The sequence below is a fragment of the Oceanibaculum indicum P24 genome, assembly GCF_000299935.1.
GTDB lineage: Bacteria > Pseudomonadota > Alphaproteobacteria > Oceanibaculales > Oceanibaculaceae > Oceanibaculum > Oceanibaculum indicum.
This window is the reverse complement of sequence record NZ_AMRL01000003.1, coordinates 1-17,445: the sequence shown is the minus strand read 5'-3', so window position 1 is coordinate 17,445 and position 17,445 is coordinate 1. Positions and strand designations below refer to the sequence as shown.

Here is a 17,445-nt window from a genome sequence, read left to right as displayed (position 1 = left end):
TCAAAGACGGTCTGTGGCAGAAGGGATGATCTGGACGAGGGGCTTTTCGAAATCGGCCGTGATCGCTTCAAGCAGGGCAAGCTTGTCCGCGATATGCGGTTCGGCACTGTCACGGTGCAGGCTACGCGCCTTTGCCTGCAGGCCATAGACCCGCTGCATGCCGCGCTCGTAAAGGCCACTGGCTTTCGCCTGTCCCCCTTGGCGGGCAAGCCCGCGCAGCAGCCGCAAGGTCATGCCGGCATGTGTCGAGAAGATGCGGAACGTGTCCTTGCTCACCTTCGGCGTGTCGAGGGCGCGCTCCAGGGCGCGCAGATAGTAGGACAGAAGCGCATCCAGATCGGCGAGGTTAGCCGTCGCGATCTGTTCGCCAAGCGACAGGATGAAGGGGTGTGCCGCGCCCTTGGCCTCTTCCTCCCTGGTCGATTCCAGCACGCGCAGCATGGCGACGACCAGATCCTCGACATAGAGCAGCACGGCTGAGACGTCGAAATGGCGCACCATGTCGCCATCGGCCAGGAAACCCTGAAGGGTGCGGCTGACCGAGCGCACGATGCTGCGGGCCAGGCGGGCGGAGGCATTCTGCAGCTCCGCCATCTTCTGGCGCTGGCCGAAGCCTTCCAGCAGCCAGATATGGGCATCAAGCTGCAGGATCAGGGCACCGGCCTGCGGCATTTCCGCGTAATCCGCCTTGTCCAGCCGCCGGATGAAGGCCTCGGTCTGCCGCTGTATGTCGCCATAGAGCCGGTCGGCAAGCTGCTGGCGGAAGCGCTGTATCTCGAACCCGACCCCCGATCGCGTCTCCCAGGCGACAAGCGCGTTCAGCAGTTCGACGAGGTCGAGCAAATTCGCCTGTCCCGCCGTTGCACTGTAGGACGGCAATTTCAGCTCGATGACCGGCAGGATTCTGGTGGTCAGCAGCTTGTGAAAGCCCTGCGCATTATCCTCGACACCGACGACGCCCGATACCTTGTTCATCGCGCGGGTCGTGTTGCAGATCTGGGCATGTTCCTGCAGTTCGGCGATCAGGCCGGGCATATCGACGGCGTCCCCGTCCCGCAGGAACGCTGAGAGCGTTTCGGTCAGGCTATCGTTCAGGGCTGCCAATCTTCGGGTCCTTGCCGACAGTTCCGCCATCTGAACGCCATATGCTGCATGGTCATGCTATCGGCGCGGATATCAGGAAGTGATCCTCGGCCAGCGCGGCCGCCGCGACCCCGACAAGAGTGACGTGGTTCCCACTGCCCAAGTCAAGCACCGCGTTGCCGGCAATATCCGAGGCGACGAGCGCCAGCAGGTCCGCCGCGGTGGAGATATTCGTGCCGTTGATGCCCTGGCTGACCTCGATACGGTCGCGGCCGATCCCGAAATCCATGATCGTGTCGATGCCGCTGCCGTCGGCGAAGGCGAAGATGTTCTCGCCGAGGCCGCCATGCATCACATCGTTGCCGCCACCACCGTCCAGACGGTCGTGCCCCTTGCCGCCGCGCAACGTGTCATCCCCAAGTCCGCCGACCAGCGTGTCGGCATTCTTGTTGCCTTCCAGCAGGTCGGCCCCGGCGCCACCGGTCAGCGCATCGTGGCCGTGTGCGCCGGCCAGGATGGTGCCGATATCGCTGGCGGTCAGGCTGTCATTGCCGCCACCCGCCAGGATTTCCGTGACGATGCTGCCCGCAACGAGGGTGAAGTCCGCCCCCGCAATGCTGCCCAGCATGCCGGGCGAGAGGTCGATGACGACATCGCCGCTGACCGCCGCCGCGTTGATCTTCGCCGGTCCGTCGGTCTGCAGGCTCTGGCGGCCCGCCTGTTCCGCTGCCAGATCGGCATAGCGGTCAGTGTAGTAGAACGTCTGGACATCCTCTTCCGGGCGGCCATAGAGCAGCAGGGTCAGGTCCTCCAGGACACCGAAACCGGCCGCGCCGGCATCGGTGACAGTCACCGTCCAGGCGCCGTCCGCCAGCTCGCCACGCGGGGCGTTGCTGGCGAAGATGAACTGCAATTCGTCCTCGCCCTCGAAACCGGAAGCACTGACCGGAATATCCAGACCGGCATTGGTGTCCGGCGTCACACCGGGCCGGTTCATCAGGACGCTCTCCGTGCCGTCCGGCGACAGCAGCGTGACTGTCAGATCGCCCCACCAGCTGTGGTCCAGCCCGACCGCCAGTTCCACCCATTCGACGGTGAAATCGGCCTCCACCTCGAAGCTGTAGCTGAGCGGCACGCCGGTGTTGGGGATGGCGGTGTCGATGTCCAGCGCCTCGACGACTTCGATCTGTTCGTTGTAGCGGGTGCGCTGGTCGGTCCAGCTTTCGGCCAGCCGCACGGCGGCCAGCGCATCGACGAAGCCGAAGCCGTAATCATGGCTGAACTCCAGGCCGCCGCCATTCCAGTAGGTGGCGCCATTGGTCTGCCAGTCATACAGCTCGTACGCGCCTTCCTGCCAGTTCGCGCGGGCAGTCAGCGCGAGGATTTCCTGCACGTCGCGATAGCCCAGCAACGGGTTCGCCTCCAGCATCAGCGCGACCACGCCGGTCACCATCGGCGCCGCGGCGGAGGTGCCGTTCATCTGGTCGGAATAGTCCGAGCTATCGATTTCGGCATTGTTGCTACCGGAATAGCCGAGGCCGGCCAGCAGGTCGGTGGTAACCGACTTGAAGCCGTCATCGCCGGGATTGCGGTCCACCGGGGCAGTGACGACCAGCGAGGCGCCGGGATTGCTGTAATAGAGGATATCGCCTTCGGCGGAGCCGGCGGCGACATTGATGGTGTAGCGCAGATTGCCGAGATCGCCATAGGTCGTCATGTTGCCGTCGGTACGCTCGTTGCCGCCGGCGACGACATGGACGGTGCCGAGGCCATCCCGCCCCAGCAGGGCCGCCCGGTCCATCGATGCGAGATTGGCGAAATTCTCGAATTCGGTGAAGTTGGAGATGAAGGGTGTGTCCGGCCCATAGCTGTGGTTGATCACATCGTACAGCGCCATCTGGTAGTTCAGGGCGGTCAGTTCGGTGGCGTCGCCCGCCTCATTATCCGACTCATAGCTGTCGGACAGGATCAGGTTAACCGCGCCGAAGGTGGCGTCATAGGCGACGCCGACCACCCCGAACCCGTTGTTCGCCGCCAGGATCAGCCCGGCAACAGCCGTGCCGTGCCCATCCTGGGTGACAAAGCGTCCATCGACCGGATCGGGATCGTGCGGTCCGAAAACCGTTGTCGGCTGCAAGGCAGGGTCGAAGTTCGCCGACAGGTCCGGATGGCCGACCTGGACGCCGGAATCGTAAATCCCGACAATCACCCCCTTGCCGGTGTAGTCCTGCCAGACCGGCACGACATTCAGGTCAACGCCAACTCTGGCGCCATCTTGGCCGGTATTGATGAGGTGCCACTGATAGGGGAAGTAGGTGTCGGTCGGGAGCATGGGAATAAGGTCCTGTGTTCCGGTTTTCGGCATGGCTCAGCCTTCACTGTCCTCCATGCCGTTGCGGCCGACCTGACATTCCGTCCCGGAACGATGCCCATTCCGTCCCGAACGGCCCGGATCCCCGAGCGGGCGGGTTGCTCCGAATACGGCAATATGCCAAGCTTTTTATCAATTAGAAGATTTGCAAATAAAACGGGGGAGAAGGTCGATGGGGGAATTGCTGCCGCATTCCTATTTCTCGACCGACCGGCTGGAAGGGGCGGAGAAGTTTCAGGTCTGGCGGGACAGTGTTTCGGTTCTCTACCAGGCCGACCTGACCTCGCCTGATCAGGAAAACGGCTTTCATGCGCTGACTGACGGCTATCTGTTCGGCGGCCTGTCGCAGATCCGCTGCAAGGCGAGCCGGCAGCATTTCAAGCGCGACCGCATGCGGATCGACCGCGACGGCATCGATCATTACATGATCCAGCTGTTCACGCGCGGCCGCTGCCATGCCCGCACACCGCAGGGCGACGTGATCATGGAGGCCGGCGATATCTGCGTGTTCGACAATGCGCAGACGCTGGACACCACCAATGAGGATTTCGACCTGCTGGCCCTGTTCGTGCCGCGCTCGCTGCTGGCGCCGCACATCAAGGACCCCGACCATCGCCATTATCAGTGCGTCCGGGGAGACGATCCGTTCGCGCGGCTGCTGCGCACCCATATGCTGGAACTGCAGAAGCAGGCGCCCCGGCTGACAACGGAGCAGGGCGGGCTCATCGTCTCGCCGACGATGAATCTCGTCGCCGCGACGCTGAACGGAAACCCGCACGAGAATGAAGGCGGCGAACAGGCGATCCGCATGGCAATCGTCACCACGCTGAAACGCTATATCGAGGAAAATATCGAGGACCCGGCCCTGTCGCCGGAGAGCGTTGCGGAGGTCTTCGGTGTCTCCCGCAGCCGGCTGTACAAGCTTTTCCAGTATTATGACGGTGTCGCTTCCTATATCCGCGACCGCCGGCTGGCGCACGCGCTGACCCTGCTCACCGACCCTGCGCAGCAGCAGCGCAAGATCATCGACATTGCGCTCTCGGTCGGGTTCAGCGGCGAGTCCTCCTTCATCCGCGCCTTTCGCCGGCACTATGGCTTCACCCCGTCGGAGGCTCGCCAGGCCGGCGTGCTGCATGCTGCGCGGGAGACTGATGCTTCTTCCGGCGAGCCGGATATCTTCGGCGACCGGGAGTGGGAGGGCTGGATTCGCACCCTCTGACCGGCCCCATTTCTGGCCCATCACGAGGGGCTGGACTTCGCTCCCGCATCGAAACTACTGTAATTATTAGTTTAATCACGGGCGTCAGGGGCTAGGGGACAGCATGGAAGCAGCCTGGATCATTGCGACCATTCTGGGCGGCTTGGGACTGTTCTTCGCTGGCAGCGACATGCTGACCGGCAATCTGCGCAGCCTCGCCAACCGCCGCATACAGCAGGAAATCGCGCGGGTCGCTTCCTCGATCCCGGCGGGGCTGATGTGGGGTGCCATCCTGGGCGCGATCACCCAGAGCACGCAAATCGTTACCTTCATTCTGGTCGGGCTGCTGATGGCGCGGATGATCGATGCGCGCCGCGCCCTGCCGATGATCGTCGGCGCCAATGTGGGCGCCTCAGTCATTATCTTTGTCGTCACGCTGGATATCGAGATCGTGGTGCTGATGGCGCTGGGCGGCAGCGGCATCCTGATGACCATGCAGCGTTTCCAGAACTGGCAGGCGGTGCTGCGTGCCGTCTTCGGCCTGTGCCTGCTCTATTACGGGCTGGTGCTGCTGAAGATGGGGGCGGCACCGATCGCCGAGGAGCCCTTCTTCAAGGAGATGATGGCGGGGGCCGGGGGCTCGCCCATGGCGGCGCTTGCCATCGGTGCGGCCCTGACCCTGATCAGCCAGTCTTCCGTCAGCGTCTCGCTGCTGGCCATTGCCTTCGCCGCGAGCGGCCTGCTGAGCTTCGAGCAGACCGTCATGGTTGCCTACGGCACAAACCTGGGCAGTTCGATTGCCACCTGGCTTCTGTCCGGGCAGATCAGGGGAACTGCGCGCCAGGTCGCTATGTATCAGTTTTCCTTCAACATCGTCGGCTGCATCGTGCTGGTACCGTTGTTCTATACGGAAACCCTTTTCGGGTTTCCGCCGCTCATGGCGGCGGTGCAGTCATTGTCCGACGATGTCGGCCAGCAGATCGCCTTCGCCTATCTGTTCTTCAACATGATTGCCGGATTTGTGTTGCTGCCGCTGATCGGACCGTCGGAAAGGCTGCTCGCCCGGCTTTATCCGCCGACCGAGCAGGAGGATGAATCGCGCCTCGCCTATCTCAGCGACCATGTGGCTGGCAACCCGGAGATCGCGCTGATCATGGCGGAGAAGGAGCAGCTGCGCCTGTTGCAGCGGCTGCCGCGCTATATCGACGTGCCGCGCCTGCCGGAGGCCGGCCAGCGCGGCAGACGGATGGCAGAATTGCGCGAGGCCTTCCGGTCAGTGCACAGGCAGGCGGGCATCTATATCGACGATCTGGCGGATGACCGGCTGGTCGCGGAGAATCACGAGCGGGTCTATCGCATCGTGGACCGGCACAGCCGGCTGGAGACGCTGGAAGCCGCGCTGGCGGAGTTTGCCGAGGCCGCCCCGCTGCTGCAGGGCAGCGCCGCGCTGGAGGATATCCGCATCGCCCTGGTCGAAGGGCTGGATGCCGTGCTGCTGTCCTTCGTTGAGGCGATGGAGAGCGGCGATCCCGAGGATATGGCGCTGATCCAGCGGATCACCGGGGATCGTGGCGATCTGATGGAAGGGGTGCGCCGGCAGTTCCTCAGCGACGAGACGGTTTCGCTTGGCCGCGAGGAAAAGCTGGGGCTGTTGCAGCTGACTGGCCTGTTCGAGCGGCTGATCTGGATGCTGCGGGAGATGACGCAGAAGGCGCCTCTGGCCATAACCCAAGAGGAAAGCTGAGACACCGGCATGGCTGCCGCGCTTTCCGTGCAGCCTGGCGCACGGGTTTCGGCTGGTCCTCGCCTGCTCAGCCGTTAGGATGGTCTTCCATTCTTTGGCGATCCATCGACGGGCAGGCAGGGTGAGATGACCAATTCAGGCTGGCGCGGCCGCGCCGGAACGCTCTTTCAGTGCGAAAAGACGCCGGTAACGGCCTCACGCGGCATGGCGGTTACGAACCATCCGCTGGCCTCCGCCGCCTCGGCCGAGATGTTTGCGATGGGCGGCAACGCCATCGATGCCGCGATCTCCGCCCTGTTCACCCTGACCGTGGTGGAGCCGATGATGGTCGGCATCTTCGGCGGCGGCACGGCGGTGCTGCATCTGGCGGACGGGCGCGAGACGGTGATCGACGGCCTCGCCACCGCGCCGATGGCGGCAAAGCCCGACAGCTTCAAGCCGATCTCCGATGTCTGGCCGGACTACATGGAATCGGAAGGGCGCCGCAACCGCGTCGGCCCGGCTTCGGTCGCCGTGCCGGGGAACCTTAAGGCCTGGTGCGAGACGCTGGAACGCTTCGGCAGCCTGCCGCTGGCAACCGTCATGGAGCCGGCGATCCGCCATGCCGCGCGCGGTTTCCAGGTGACCAATTACCTGGCCTCCTGCATCGAGGAGATTTCCGACGATCTGAAGCTCGACCCGGCGATTGCCGCTGTTTTCCTGCCCGGCGGCAAGCCGCTGGCAGAAGGTGCGCTGCTGGTGCAGGCGGATTACGCCCAGACCCTGCGGGAAATCGCGGAGAAGGGGCCGGATCACCTTTACGGCGGCGATCTGGGCAAGCGGATCGCCGACTATCTGCAGCAGGCCGGCTCCTACGTCGCGCTGGAGGATCTGGCGAATTACCGCACGGTCGAGCGCCAGCCGGTGCGCGGCACCTATCGCGGGGTGGAGATCGTCGGTCCGCCGCCGCCCTGTTCCGGTGGTGTGCATATCGTGCAGATGCTGAACCTGCTGGAGGCTTATGACATCGCCGGCATGGGCTTCGGCACCACGGAGACGCTGCATCTGATGGCCGAGGCGCTGAAGATCGCGGCGGCTGACCGGCGCGCCACCACCGCCGACCCGGCCTTCGTCGATGTGCCTGTGGAACGGCTGATCTCCAAGGACTATGCCGATGAACGCCGGCCGGAAATCAGGACGGACCGGGCCAGCGCCTTCGAGGCGAAGATCCTGAATGTCGAATCGGCCAACACCACGCACCTGACCGTGGCCGACGCGGCGGGCAACATCGTCACCTCGACCCAGACCATCAACAGCCTGTTCGGCGCGCGCATCATGATCCCGGGCACCGGCATCATCCCGACCAACTACATGTATCTGTTCGATCCGCATCCGGGCAACGCGCTGTCGCTACAGCCGGGCAAGCGCATCACCAGCGGCATCTCGGCGACCATCGGCAAGCGCGACGGCAAGCCGATCTTCGCCGTGGGCCTGCCGGGCGCGCACCGCATCCCGTCCGCCGTGTTCCAGTTCATCCTGAACCGGGTCGATCACGGCATGAGCCTGCAGGAGGCGGTGGAAGCGCCGCGCCTCTTCACGCAAGGGCAGGAGGTCGAGATCGAGAATGCGGTGCCGCAGGATGTGCGCGACCGCTTCGAAGCACTGGGCCATACGGTGATCGCCACCGACCATGTGGCTGGCGGCATGGGCGCCATCGCCTTCAACGATGATGGCACGATGGAAGGGGCGTCCTGCTGGCGCGCCGACGGCGTGCCGATGGGCGTGGGCGGCGGCCTTGCCCGGCGCGGCACCTCCTTCTGGCCCGATCCGAGGCGGGGGAGGAAGTATTAAGGTGTATTAGTGTTTAAAACAGTTCTCACGATGCCACGAAAGAAAACTAGGATGCGGGCGGTCAGCTGCGCGCAATGGCATGATGGCTTTGCTATTTCCATCAATGAGCTTCTCTATGCTTCGCGGATCATTCACCTGTCTTGAGATAAGGATTTCAAGATCATCCGAAAGGCTGATTAGTCCCCGGTCAAACATCCAATGGGCCGTGCCCGAAAGGGCAATGCCGTTATTTACGATATCAGGACCACCATATTGAACTGGTCGGATATGAGCGGCATTGGCTTCCGCCCGGCCACCCCCGTTAATAAATTTCAATCTGGTGATTGCACAGCGCTCTTCATAGGCCCGAAGTACAACCTGACGGAATATTCTGTCACGCACCATCCGATTAGTTAAATGTTCAAGGCGTATTCGCGTTGTTTCGAATTTATAAGGTAGTTGGTCTTCAGCAAGACCGGGTGTGGCTGTGTCCGTTTCAAGGCGTGGTAACAATGGGTTATTGTCGCTTAACCCCTTTTCAATGATACGCATGAAATCTGGTGTTGAAATTGGTCTAACTGCCGCTTGGGCACGACCTGATAGACGACCTTCATCGTTGAGCAGTCCGCGCTCGATAGGACCGCGATTATCATTGAATGGCACAGGCTCAGCAAAGTCGAGATAACTTCCAGGCTCAATTATGGCATAGAACATACCTGGTGCCATTTGATCTGGAATGATTTTATGAACACGGGCGACCCCAAAATAACCGCGCGTTTCACGCAGTTTTCTCGGCTCTAAATATACGATCCAGTCGCCAATGCAGCCACTTGCCCGTTCCAGATATTGCTTTGGAAAATGGTATTGTATTGCAGGACTGTCGTTATAGATCGAGTCCGGTCGAAACATGAATACACAGTGGCTCATACGACAGACTATTCTGTAAGAAGCTTTTTCATTCATGAGCTTAGCGGCCATCATGATGGCGTATCGCTGCTAAAATGTCATTATGTGGATTTCTTCGAATTAGCTAATGGAATGCTGTTTTGCATCTCTTGGTCCAGTCGAGCTTATCGCGAGTCGTTTCGGCATTGGAGGAAGTGACCAAAAGCGTCTTTGACGTCTGATCTAGTTCGTCTGGACAAGCTGGGCCGGATAACGTGTGATTCCCTCATCACGATGGAGGTGGGGGACATGCAGGACCGTTATGCCGATGAGAAGCTGGTTGCCAATGCGCTGGGCGCGGCGCCCTATCCGCGCGACCTGAAGGGCTATGGCCCGACGCCGCCCGATCCGCGCTGGCCCAATGGCGCGAAGATCGCGCTCAGCTTCGTGGTGAATTTCGAGGAAGGCGGCGAGCGCAGCATCCTGCATGGCGATCCCACCTCCGAGGTCTTCCTGCATGAGGTGCCGGGCGGCACACCGCGCGAGGGGCTGCGCGACGAGCAGGTCGAATCGGTCTATGATTACGGGATGCGTGCCGGCCTGTGGCGGCTGATGCGGCTGTTTGGCGAGAGGAATATCCCTTTCACCTCCTGGGCGGTCGGCATGGCCGTGGCGCGCTATCCGGAGGCGGTGCGCGCGATGCATGAGGCCGGGCACGAGATCGCCAGCCATGGCTGGCGCTGGATCGACTATAGCGGCATGCCCATCAAGACCGAGCGCGAGCATATGCGCCTCGCCATCGCCGCGATCCGGCAGGCGACGGGCGAACGGCCGTTGGGCTGGTACACAGGAAGGCTGTCCTCTAACACCCGCCGGCTGGTCTCCGAGGAGGGCGGCTTCCTCTACAGCTCCGACGCTTATGACGACGACCTGCCGCACTGGTCAGTCGAGGCCGGCAAGCCGCAGCTCATCATCCCTTACACCATCGACAATAACGACATGAAGTTCGGCCAGGTGCACGGCTTCGCGACGGGCACGGATTTCTTCGACTATCTGAAGGATGCGTTCGACGTGCTGTACCGCGAAGGGGCCGAGGGCGCGCCGAAGATGATGAGCATCGGCCTGCATCTGCGGCTGGTTGGCCGGCCGGGCCGGGCGGCGTCGCTGGCGCGCTTCATGGATTATGTACAGAAGCATGACGGCGTCTGGTGCGCCCGCCGCATCGACATCGCCCGCCACTGGATGGCGACGCACCCCTATAAGGGTTAACCGGCCACCATCACCGGCTGCGCCAGTGGGTGGAATTCGTCGTTCCGGCCATCCTCGGCGCACCACATGATGATGGCAAAACGGCCGGGCCGGTCGAGCGCGACCATTCCGTGATGCCAGGTGCCGGGCGCATAGACCAGCGCCTGCCCGGCGCTGCCGATGAAGGCCTGCGCCTGGCCCATCTCCGGCCCATTGCTGCCCGATGGGGCGACGATGACCAGAAACCGCGCGACATCCAGCGCCAGGAAGGCCTGGGAGGAGAACGGGTGTCGCTCCATCAGCCGTGCCTCGAAGGGCAGGGGGCTGGCGGCGGTATGAGTGAGCGAGAAATCGAGGTCGGCGGCCTCACGGCGGTTTTCGATCAGGCTGCCCAGAAAGGCCCGGCCTGGCTGCTCGGGTGCCACGACGACCCGCCCGAAGGGCGCGAACCCTTCCGGCGTCAGAGGCTTGGCAGAAAGGGAGGCGGTTGAAGGCGTCACGTCCCTCCCTCTCGTCCGGTTTGGGTCAGTCCTGCTTTCCTTATACGCAGGCACAGAAGGCCGTGTCGATATCGGCGTCAGGGAAGCGCATGAGAACTGGTTGTCAGCAATATCGGTGTTCGTAGCACGAGCCGGCACCGCTGCGTTTTCCCGCGCAGCGATGCCGGATTTTGGCTGTTACCAGTGATAGGAAACCGTTGCCATCACCGTGCGGGCGTCGCCGTAGAAACAGCCATAGGTGCAGGCGGCGATGTATTTCTCATCGGTGAGATTGATCACGTTCAGCGCAAGTTCCCACTGTCCCAGCTCGTAGCCGACCATGGCGTCATAGACGGTATAGCTGGGTGCGGTATAGGTATCCGCCAGATTGACCGTGTCGCCCACATAGCGCAGGCCGGCCCCCAGCGTCAGGCCGCGGAGCAACGGTTCCTGTACCGCATATTCGCCCCACAGCGAGGCCATGTGCTGGGGCGTGTTGGTTGGCCGGTTGCCGAGGTCGGCGCCGTTGGTCTTGGTCACCTCGGCGTCGGTGTAGGTATAGCTGGCCAGTAGGTTCAGCCCCTTGGCGAGGCGCAGCTTCGCCTCCACCTCGAAGCCACGCGACTGGATTTCGCCGGTCTGCACGCTGAAGCCGGGATTGGCAGGGTCGCTGGTCACCACATTCTGCCGCGTCAGCTCATACACCGCGACAGTCACCGAGGAATCGCGGCCAGGCGGCTGGTATTTCACGCCGGCCTCATATTGCTGACCGGTGGTCGGCACGAAGGAGGAGCCGTTGGCCTGCACGCCGGCCTGCGGCTGGAAGGATTCCGAATAGCTGACATAGGGCGCCAGGCCCGTTTCCGACAGGTAAACCAGCCCGACCCGGCCGGTGAAAGCGTCCTGGCTGTTGCTGGTCCGGGCGCCGTTCAGCCGGTTGAGGCTTTCATCCTCGACCCAATCCTGCCGGCCGCCCAGCAGCAGCACCCATTTCTCGTCGAACTTGATCTGGTCCTGCAGGTACACACCGACCTGATCGTAGCTCTGATCGACGCTGGTCACGGGGCTGGCCGAGCGCGTGACGGGCGCGCCATAAACCGGCGCATAGAGGTCGAGCGGTGCGACCGTACCACTATACTGCACCCGCTCGAAGGTGCCCCTGGTGTAGTCCAGCCCTGCCAGGACCTTATGCGCCAGCGGGCCGGTCTGGACGTCCCACAGCATCTGGTTGTCCACCGCAAACATGCTGGAATCGTCCACCCGTTCATAGGCGCTGCGATTGATCACGCGCTGGCCGGGCTGCCAGCTGCCAAAGCCGATATCTTTGTATTCGTTCTTGAAGTCCGAATAGCGCAAATTCTGCCTGAACTGCAGACCGTCGGCGAAACGGTGCTCGAACTCGTAACCGGCGGAATAGACCGTGCGGTCCCATTTATTGTAGTCCGGCTCGCCCGGAAACGGTCGCGGGCGATCTCTCCGTTCGGGTTCGGCAGTACCGTTCCCTCGGCCGGGAAGCCGTAATAGTAGGCGGTCTCCGTCTTGGTGTAGCTGGTCAGCAGCGTCAGCGAGGTGTCGTCGGTCGGCTTCCAGGTCAGCGACGGCGCGATGAAGACCTTGTCGTCGGGGATATGGTCCACCATCGTGTCGCTGTCACGGGCCAGCGCGGTCAGGCGGTAGGTGAATTTACCCTCCGCATCCAGCTTGCCGGCATGGTCGGTGGTAACCTGCTTGCGCTCGAAATTCCCGGCCTGGAACTGCACTTCATGAAGCGCGTCTTCGGTCGGACGCTTGCTGACCATGTTGATCACGCCGCCGGGGCCGGCCTGGCCGTACAGTACCGAGGCCGGACCGCGAAGCACCTCGATACGCTCCAGCGCGTAGGGCTCGGCACTGCTCGAATAGATATTCGGCTGGCCGCGCAACCCGTCCATATAGAGGGATTCGTGATTCACCTGAAAGCCGCGCATGTAGAAACCGTCGTCAGTACGGTTGAAGCCTTGCCCCTTCAGCAAACCCGGCGTGTAGCGCAGGGCCTCGCCCACGGTCTGCGGCTTCAGCCGGTCGATCTGCTCGGCCCCGACGACGGAGATGGATTGCGGTGTCTCGATCAGCGGCGTGTCGGTCTTGGTGCCGGCCGTGCTGCGCGTCGCCACATAGCCATCAAACGCCCCCTTTCCGGTCTCGACGACACGCTTTCCCTCCACGGTCACCGGGTCGAGTGTCATCGCGTCACCGGCGGCGATGCGTTCCAGAACGACCGTTCGGGCATCGGTGAAGCGCCAGGAAACGCCGCGCCCCGATAGCAGCAGACGTAGTGCGTCTTCCGTGCGATAGCTGCCAGTGACCGGGTTGCCGGTCAAAGCCTGCAGTTCGTCCGTTTTGTAGGCCAGCTGCAGACCGGCCTGATCGGCGAACAAACGCAATGCAGCCGGCAGTGGCTGTGCTGGAATCTGGAAGTTGCGTATTTCCTCTGCCTGCGCGGTCTGGGCGGCCTGACCCTGTGCTATCGCTGGCGTCCCATGGGCCAGCACCACCAACGCAGCACCCATGAGAAGAAGATCGCGCCACCCCTGTTTCCCGCGGCCAATGCCGCCGCGCGCCTTACCGATCCGCATATCGTCGCCCCTTTTTCTTCGATACAGCCCAAAATGCAAGTGCCAGTCATTCGCACTTGTTATGGCTATGACGGATGGGCAGACCGCTTACCCAAGCAGAAAATTCAGCGCAGGATGGTGAGGTAACGGGTGATGCGGAATACGCGCAGACCCTGGGTTTCCGCCAGTGCGGCAATAGCGCCCTCCAGCGCATCGGTGGCGAATACGCCGCTGACCGGCCGCGCTGCCGGCAGCGCGCGGGCGATCACGATGGCCCCCGGCAGATACCGGTCCAGCTCTGCTACCGCCTCGTCGAAGGGAAGCCCGTCAAAGATGATCCGGCCGTCACGCCAGGCAGCCACGTTCTCCGGCGCGATGGCGCGAGCCACCTTCGCTGCCGGGCCAGTGCTGTAACGTGCCTGCCCGCCCGGCCCCAGCAGAATGCTGTTCGCTCCCTGTGCCGGGGCGGTGACGCTGACCTTGCCTTCAGTGACAGCAACCGCGACATGATCGCTGGCTTCCCGCACAGAGAAGGCGGTTCCGACGGCCCGCGCCGTGCCGTCCCGTGCCGCCACCATGAAGGGCCGTGTGGGATTGGGGGCGACCTCGAAAAAGGCCTCACCGCGCAGCAGCTCGATACGCCGTTCCGCCGCGCTGAAACGCACGGCAAGCGCACTGTCGGTGTTCAGATGCACGATGGAACCATCATCCAGGACCAGCCGCCGTTGCTCGCCTACCGCCGTGCTGGCATCGGCGCGCAAGGCGGTCAGCGGATCGGCGAACAGCGCCAGCGCGACCAGCGCGGCGGCGGCTATTCCGGCGGCCCAGCGCGTAAATTGCCGGCTGCGCGCTGGCTGTGGCACTGCGGCAAAATCCTGCCGCAGACCAGCCGCCATTTGCCAGGTCACCCGCGCTTCCTCGAAGGCGGCACGATGGGAGGCATCACGGTCGAGCCAGTCGCGCAGCGACGCCATCTCGGCCTGCGTCATCTCGCCGGAGGCAAGGCGCACGACCCAGCCATGCGCCGCGTCGGCGGTGCTGTCCGGTCTGGGGTCGGTAGGCTGAAAGCTCATGGTCGGCGCGTTCCTGGCTGGCGGCGATACTGCCTATTTGTAGCTATGACGTTTGGCAGGGCATTTCACCGTATGGGCGGGGGACAATTATGGAGTGCGGCCAGCGCGGGCCGCCGTCAGAATAGCCAGCACCTTGCGCATGTGATTCTCCACGGTGGTCTGCGAGACGCCCAGAAGGGCGGCGATCTCGCGCTGGGACTTTCCCTCAAACCGGTTCATCTCGAATATCCGGCGGCTGAGCGGTTGCAGGCCGGCGACGGCGCGGCGCATGGCCTGCACCTCGCGGCGCGCAGCCAGGGCACGTTCGGGCGTTGGCTGTTCCAGCCCGTCCCACAGCATTGCCTGTGCTTCAGCCAGCAATTCCGCGCGGCGGGAAACGCTGCGCAGATGATCGGTCGCCAGATTGGCGGCCATGCGGAACAGATAGGCTTTCTCGTGCCGCAACTCGCCAGTTGGTGGCTGGTCATGCAGCTTTACATAGAGATCCTGCGCCAGATCGCGTGCCGTTGCTACGCAGTGTAGCCGTCGCGCCAGAAAGCGCACCAGCTCCCGCTCATGTGCGCGGTAGGCGACAAGAAGCGCAGGATTCTGCATTGCGGACCTGAGGAAATACGGACATCGAACCGGTCATCCGGGACCATATCGACGATGAGAATTAATCGCAAGTCCGCTTGGTTCCGGTCATCCTGCGGTTGGTGACAAAATCAGCAGGACGGCGACGAGATGGGTCAAATTCCCATCCATCGGGAGAATATCTATCAATCAAACGGGGAAAGGAAATCTGGCGGAGGAAGAGAGAGAGTGTTTAAGCGCTTTCTTCGAGACTCTAGCGTGCTGTGAAGCCCAACTAAAGGATGCGGAGTCGGTTATCCCCAAGGATTTGGAGGGACCGACGCCATGAGCCGGACCCTCTCAAAGCAATTCACGGATACCGCCAAGCCTGCGAAACCGAAGCGCCGCCGCCCGTCCTCGCTCTCGATCCGTGTGAGCGACGAAGAACGGGCGATCCTCCAGCGGAAGGCGGGCAAGCGCTCCATCGGGGCGTATGTCCGCGAGAAAGCGCTCGGCGATGAACAAGCTCCGCGCCGCAGGAGCGTGGCCAAGCCGTCTATTGACTCCGTTCTGCTCGGCAAGGTGCTGGGAAAGTTCGGCCAGTCCGAACAGGTCACGGTGCTGTTTCTGCTGCTGGCGGCAGCGGAGAACGAGCGTGTCACGATGGGGAAGAAAGATCGCGCCGCCCTGCATGCGGCCTGCGCCGATATGCGCGAGGTGCGTGCGTTGGTGATGGGAGCGCTTGGCCTGCGTGGTGAAGAACCCTCCTACGCCAAGGCTTCGGAGGACTGACGTGATTCTTGTCGGCAACCAGCGCGGCGGTGGGCGCGATCTCGCGCAACATCTGATGAAGCAGGAGAACGAGCGCGTCGAGGTCGCGCAGCTTCGCGGTTTCATGGCCGATGATCTGGATGGCGCGTTTCGGGAAACCTACGCGATCAGCCGGGGGACACGCTGCCAGCAATATCTCTTTTCGCTGAGCCTGAACCCGCCCAAGGGGGTGAGCGCCAGCAATGAGGATTTCGAGCAGGCTGTCGCCAAGGTTGAGGTGAAGCTCGGGCTTACGGGGCAGCCCCGCGCTCTCGTCTATCACGAGAAGCGCGGCGATGACGGACAGCTGCGCCGTCATGCGCATGCGGTGTGGAGCCGGATCGATGTCGAGGAAATGAAAGCAATCCCGCTGCCGCACTCCAACCGCAAGCTTCAGGACGTAGCGCGGGAGCTATATCTCGAACACGGCTGGAAAATGCCGCACGGGCTGGCTGTCAGCGGCGAGCGTGATCCCTGCAACTTCACCCTCGAACAATGGCAACAGGCCAAGCGCGCCGGGGTGGACCCGAAAGGGGTCAAGGCGGCGTTTCAGGATGCGTGGGCGATCTCCGACAGTAAGGCGGCCTTCGCCCACGCCCTTCAAGAACGCGGGTACTGGCTCGCCCGAGGCGACAAGCGCGGCTATGTCGCCGTCGATCACCGGGGCGAGGTCTATGCAGTCGCCAAATGGGCGGATGTGAAGACGCCTGCCGTGCGCGAGCGCCTTGGGGATATGGAAGCGCTGCCGTCCGTGGCAGAGGCCAAGGTCGAAATTGCGCGGGCCATGCAGACCAAGATGGAAGAGTTTCAAAAAGAGGTCGCGGAGCGCGAAGACCGAGAGCGCCGTGATGCCGAGGAACGCCGCGCTGCGCTCAAAGCTAAACAGGAAGCCGAGCGCCGTAACCGCGAAGCGGTAGTCAAGCGCCGGGCCGAAGAGGAAGAGCGCCAGCGGCAAGCCCGTCTGCGTACTGGCATTGCCGGGCTATGGGACCGGATACGGGGCGAACGGAAGCGCCAGCTTGAACGCAACCGACTGGAAGCCGAGACAGGCAAGGAACGCGATCAGACCGAGCTCCAGCAATTTACCGCCGTCCAGCTTGTCCAGCGTCGCGAACTGATACAGGAGCGGACTGTTCAGCGAACGCAGAACGAGGCCATCACGCGCGAGCTGACCGAGGATGCCAAGGTATTCCAGCGGATGGAGACGGATGCCGAAACCGAACGCAATGCCCGGCGGGAAGCCTTCAAGGAACGCAGGCGCACCGAAGAGCGCCAACCCCGCCGCTCCCGTTCCCGCGATGGCCCGACGCCGGAGCGCTGAGTGCGCCGCATACCTAAATTGGAAAGGGTTGCAGCCCTGCAACCCTGCCGCTCTGGCGAAGAGTGGGGGTAGCAAGGGTAAGGAGGCTCCGAACGAGGGTCCGCCCCCGCAGGGGGTGGAGACGTTTGGATGCCTTGCCCGCGCGAGGGGCGAAGCCTCTTAGCACTCTGCGTATCATGACTTCACCTACTGAGGGGCCAACTTACATTCTCTCAGGCGGGGATACCAAACCGGGAGAGAAACATTATTCCGTCTTCTGAGCTACTCCCCGATCCTTG

At 62.9% G+C, this 17,445-nt stretch carries 13 protein-coding genes and 1 pseudogene; 6 read left to right on the top strand and 8 right to left on the bottom strand.

The genetic code is table 11. The features are described from left to right. Positions 1–1,104 (bottom strand): hypothetical protein, encoded by a 1,104-nt coding sequence (locus tag P24_RS03465; RefSeq protein WP_008943310.1) that lies wholly within the window; start codon positions 1,102–1,104, stop codon positions 1–3. Between the two features lie 52 nt (positions 1,105–1,156). Then, the gene (locus tag P24_RS03460; protein WP_008943309.1) at positions 1,157–3,415 is read right to left on the bottom strand and encodes a S8 family serine peptidase; all 2,259 of its coding nucleotides are present in this window, start codon (positions 3,413–3,415) and stop codon (positions 1,157–1,159) included. Between the two features lie 211 nt (positions 3,416–3,626). Between P24_RS03460 and P24_RS03455 the strand changes: the two genes are divergently transcribed. The 3 genes from P24_RS03455 (at position 3,627) to ggt (ending at position 8,226) form a co-directional block, all read left to right on the top strand. After that, positions 3,627–4,673, top strand: a complete 1,047-nt coding sequence (locus P24_RS03455) for a helix-turn-helix domain-containing protein (RefSeq protein ID WP_008943308.1) — start codon at positions 3,627–3,629, stop codon at positions 4,671–4,673. A 103-nt stretch (positions 4,674–4,776) separates the two neighbouring features. After that, complete coding sequence (locus tag P24_RS03450; RefSeq protein WP_008943307.1) at positions 4,777–6,396, top strand: Na/Pi cotransporter family protein; 1,620 nt, start codon at positions 4,777–4,779, stop codon at positions 6,394–6,396. Between the two features lie 126 nt (positions 6,397–6,522). Beyond that, positions 6,523–8,226 carry a gamma-glutamyltransferase gene (gene ggt / locus P24_RS03445; protein WP_008943306.1) on the top strand — a complete coding sequence of 568 codons (1,704 nt, stop codon included), beginning with the start codon at positions 6,523–6,525 and terminating at the stop codon, positions 8,224–8,226. Positions 8,227–8,232: 6 nt separating this feature from the next. Here the strand turns inward: ggt and P24_RS19605 are convergent, their stop codons facing one another. Continuing rightward, positions 8,233–9,186: an HNH endonuclease gene (locus P24_RS19605; RefSeq protein WP_202802351.1), complete on the bottom strand. Its 954-nt coding sequence runs from the start codon at positions 9,184–9,186 to the stop codon at positions 8,233–8,235. 213 nt (positions 9,187–9,399) lie between these two features. Between P24_RS19605 and puuE the strand changes: the two genes are divergently transcribed. Beyond that, positions 9,400–10,359, top strand: coding sequence for an allantoinase PuuE (gene puuE / locus P24_RS03440; protein WP_008943304.1), 960 nt, complete (start codon positions 9,400–9,402; stop codon positions 10,357–10,359). On the opposite strand, the gene P24_RS19600 is transcribed toward puuE, so the two are convergent. From P24_RS19600 to P24_RS03420, 5 genes and pseudogenes are all read right to left on the bottom strand, one after another. Then, positions 10,356–10,838: an ureidoglycolate lyase gene (locus P24_RS19600; RefSeq protein ID WP_008943303.1), complete on the bottom strand. Its 483-nt coding sequence runs from the start codon at positions 10,836–10,838 to the stop codon at positions 10,356–10,358. The two genes, puuE and P24_RS19600, sit on opposite strands and share 4 nt — an antisense overlap. Positions 10,839–11,015: 177 nt before the next feature. Next, positions 11,016–12,407: a TonB-dependent siderophore receptor gene (locus P24_RS19060; RefSeq protein ID WP_083859499.1), complete on the bottom strand. Its 1,392-nt coding sequence runs from the start codon at positions 12,405–12,407 to the stop codon at positions 11,016–11,018. Positions 12,408–12,634: 227 nt separating this feature from the next. Next, positions 12,635–13,042: pseudogene (locus P24_RS20455) on the bottom strand (TonB-dependent receptor plug domain-containing protein); the annotation flags it as partial. A gap of 494 nt (positions 13,043–13,536) precedes the next feature. After that, on the bottom strand, positions 13,537–14,484 hold the full coding sequence (locus tag P24_RS03425) for a FecR family protein (RefSeq protein WP_008943300.1): 948 nt from the start codon (positions 14,482–14,484) through the stop codon (positions 13,537–13,539). Between the two features lie 87 nt (positions 14,485–14,571). Further along, entirely contained in the window at positions 14,572–15,078 is a 507-nt protein-coding gene (locus tag P24_RS03420) for an RNA polymerase sigma factor (protein ID WP_008943299.1), read from the bottom strand. 303 nt (positions 15,079–15,381) lie between these two features. On the opposite strand from P24_RS03420, the gene P24_RS03415 reads away from it, so the two are divergent. Both P24_RS03415 and P24_RS03410 read left to right on the top strand, forming a co-directional pair. Next, the gene (locus tag P24_RS03415; protein ID WP_008943298.1) at positions 15,382–15,828 is read left to right on the top strand and encodes a hypothetical protein; all 447 of its coding nucleotides are present in this window, start codon (positions 15,382–15,384) and stop codon (positions 15,826–15,828) included. A gap of 1 nt (position 15,829) precedes the next feature. Further along, positions 15,830–17,167 (top strand): relaxase/mobilization nuclease domain-containing protein, encoded by a 1,338-nt coding sequence (locus P24_RS03410; RefSeq protein WP_008943297.1) that lies wholly within the window; start codon positions 15,830–15,832, stop codon positions 17,165–17,167. Positions 17,168–17,445: the final 278 nt, after the last annotated feature.

Bases quoted from the DNA above. Each gene is read 5' to 3' on its own strand.
- P24_RS03425 (WP_008943300.1), bottom strand. From the start codon at position 14,484: ATGAGCTTTCAGCCTACCGACCCCAGACCGGACAGCACCGCCGACGCG.
- P24_RS03450 (WP_008943307.1), top strand. From the start codon at position 4,777: ATGGAAGCAGCCTGGATCATTGCGACCATTCTGGGCGGCTTGGGACTG.
- P24_RS03455 (WP_008943308.1), top strand. From the start codon at position 3,627: ATGGGGGAATTGCTGCCGCATTCCTATTTCTCGACCGACCGGCTGGAA.
- P24_RS19605 (WP_202802351.1), bottom strand. From the start codon at position 9,186: ATGATGGCCGCTAAGCTCATGAATGAAAAAGCTTCTTACAGAATAGTC.
- P24_RS03460 (WP_008943309.1), bottom strand. From the start codon at position 3,415: ATGCTCCCGACCGACACCTACTTCCCCTATCAGTGGCACCTCATCAAT.
- P24_RS03420 (WP_008943299.1), bottom strand. From the start codon at position 15,078: ATGCAGAATCCTGCGCTTCTTGTCGCCTACCGCGCACATGAGCGGGAG.
- ggt (WP_008943306.1), top strand. From the start codon at position 6,523: ATGACCAATTCAGGCTGGCGCGGCCGCGCCGGAACGCTCTTTCAGTGC.
- P24_RS03415 (WP_008943298.1), top strand. From the start codon at position 15,382: ATGAGCCGGACCCTCTCAAAGCAATTCACGGATACCGCCAAGCCTGCG.
- puuE (WP_008943304.1), top strand. From the start codon at position 9,400: ATGCAGGACCGTTATGCCGATGAGAAGCTGGTTGCCAATGCGCTGGGC.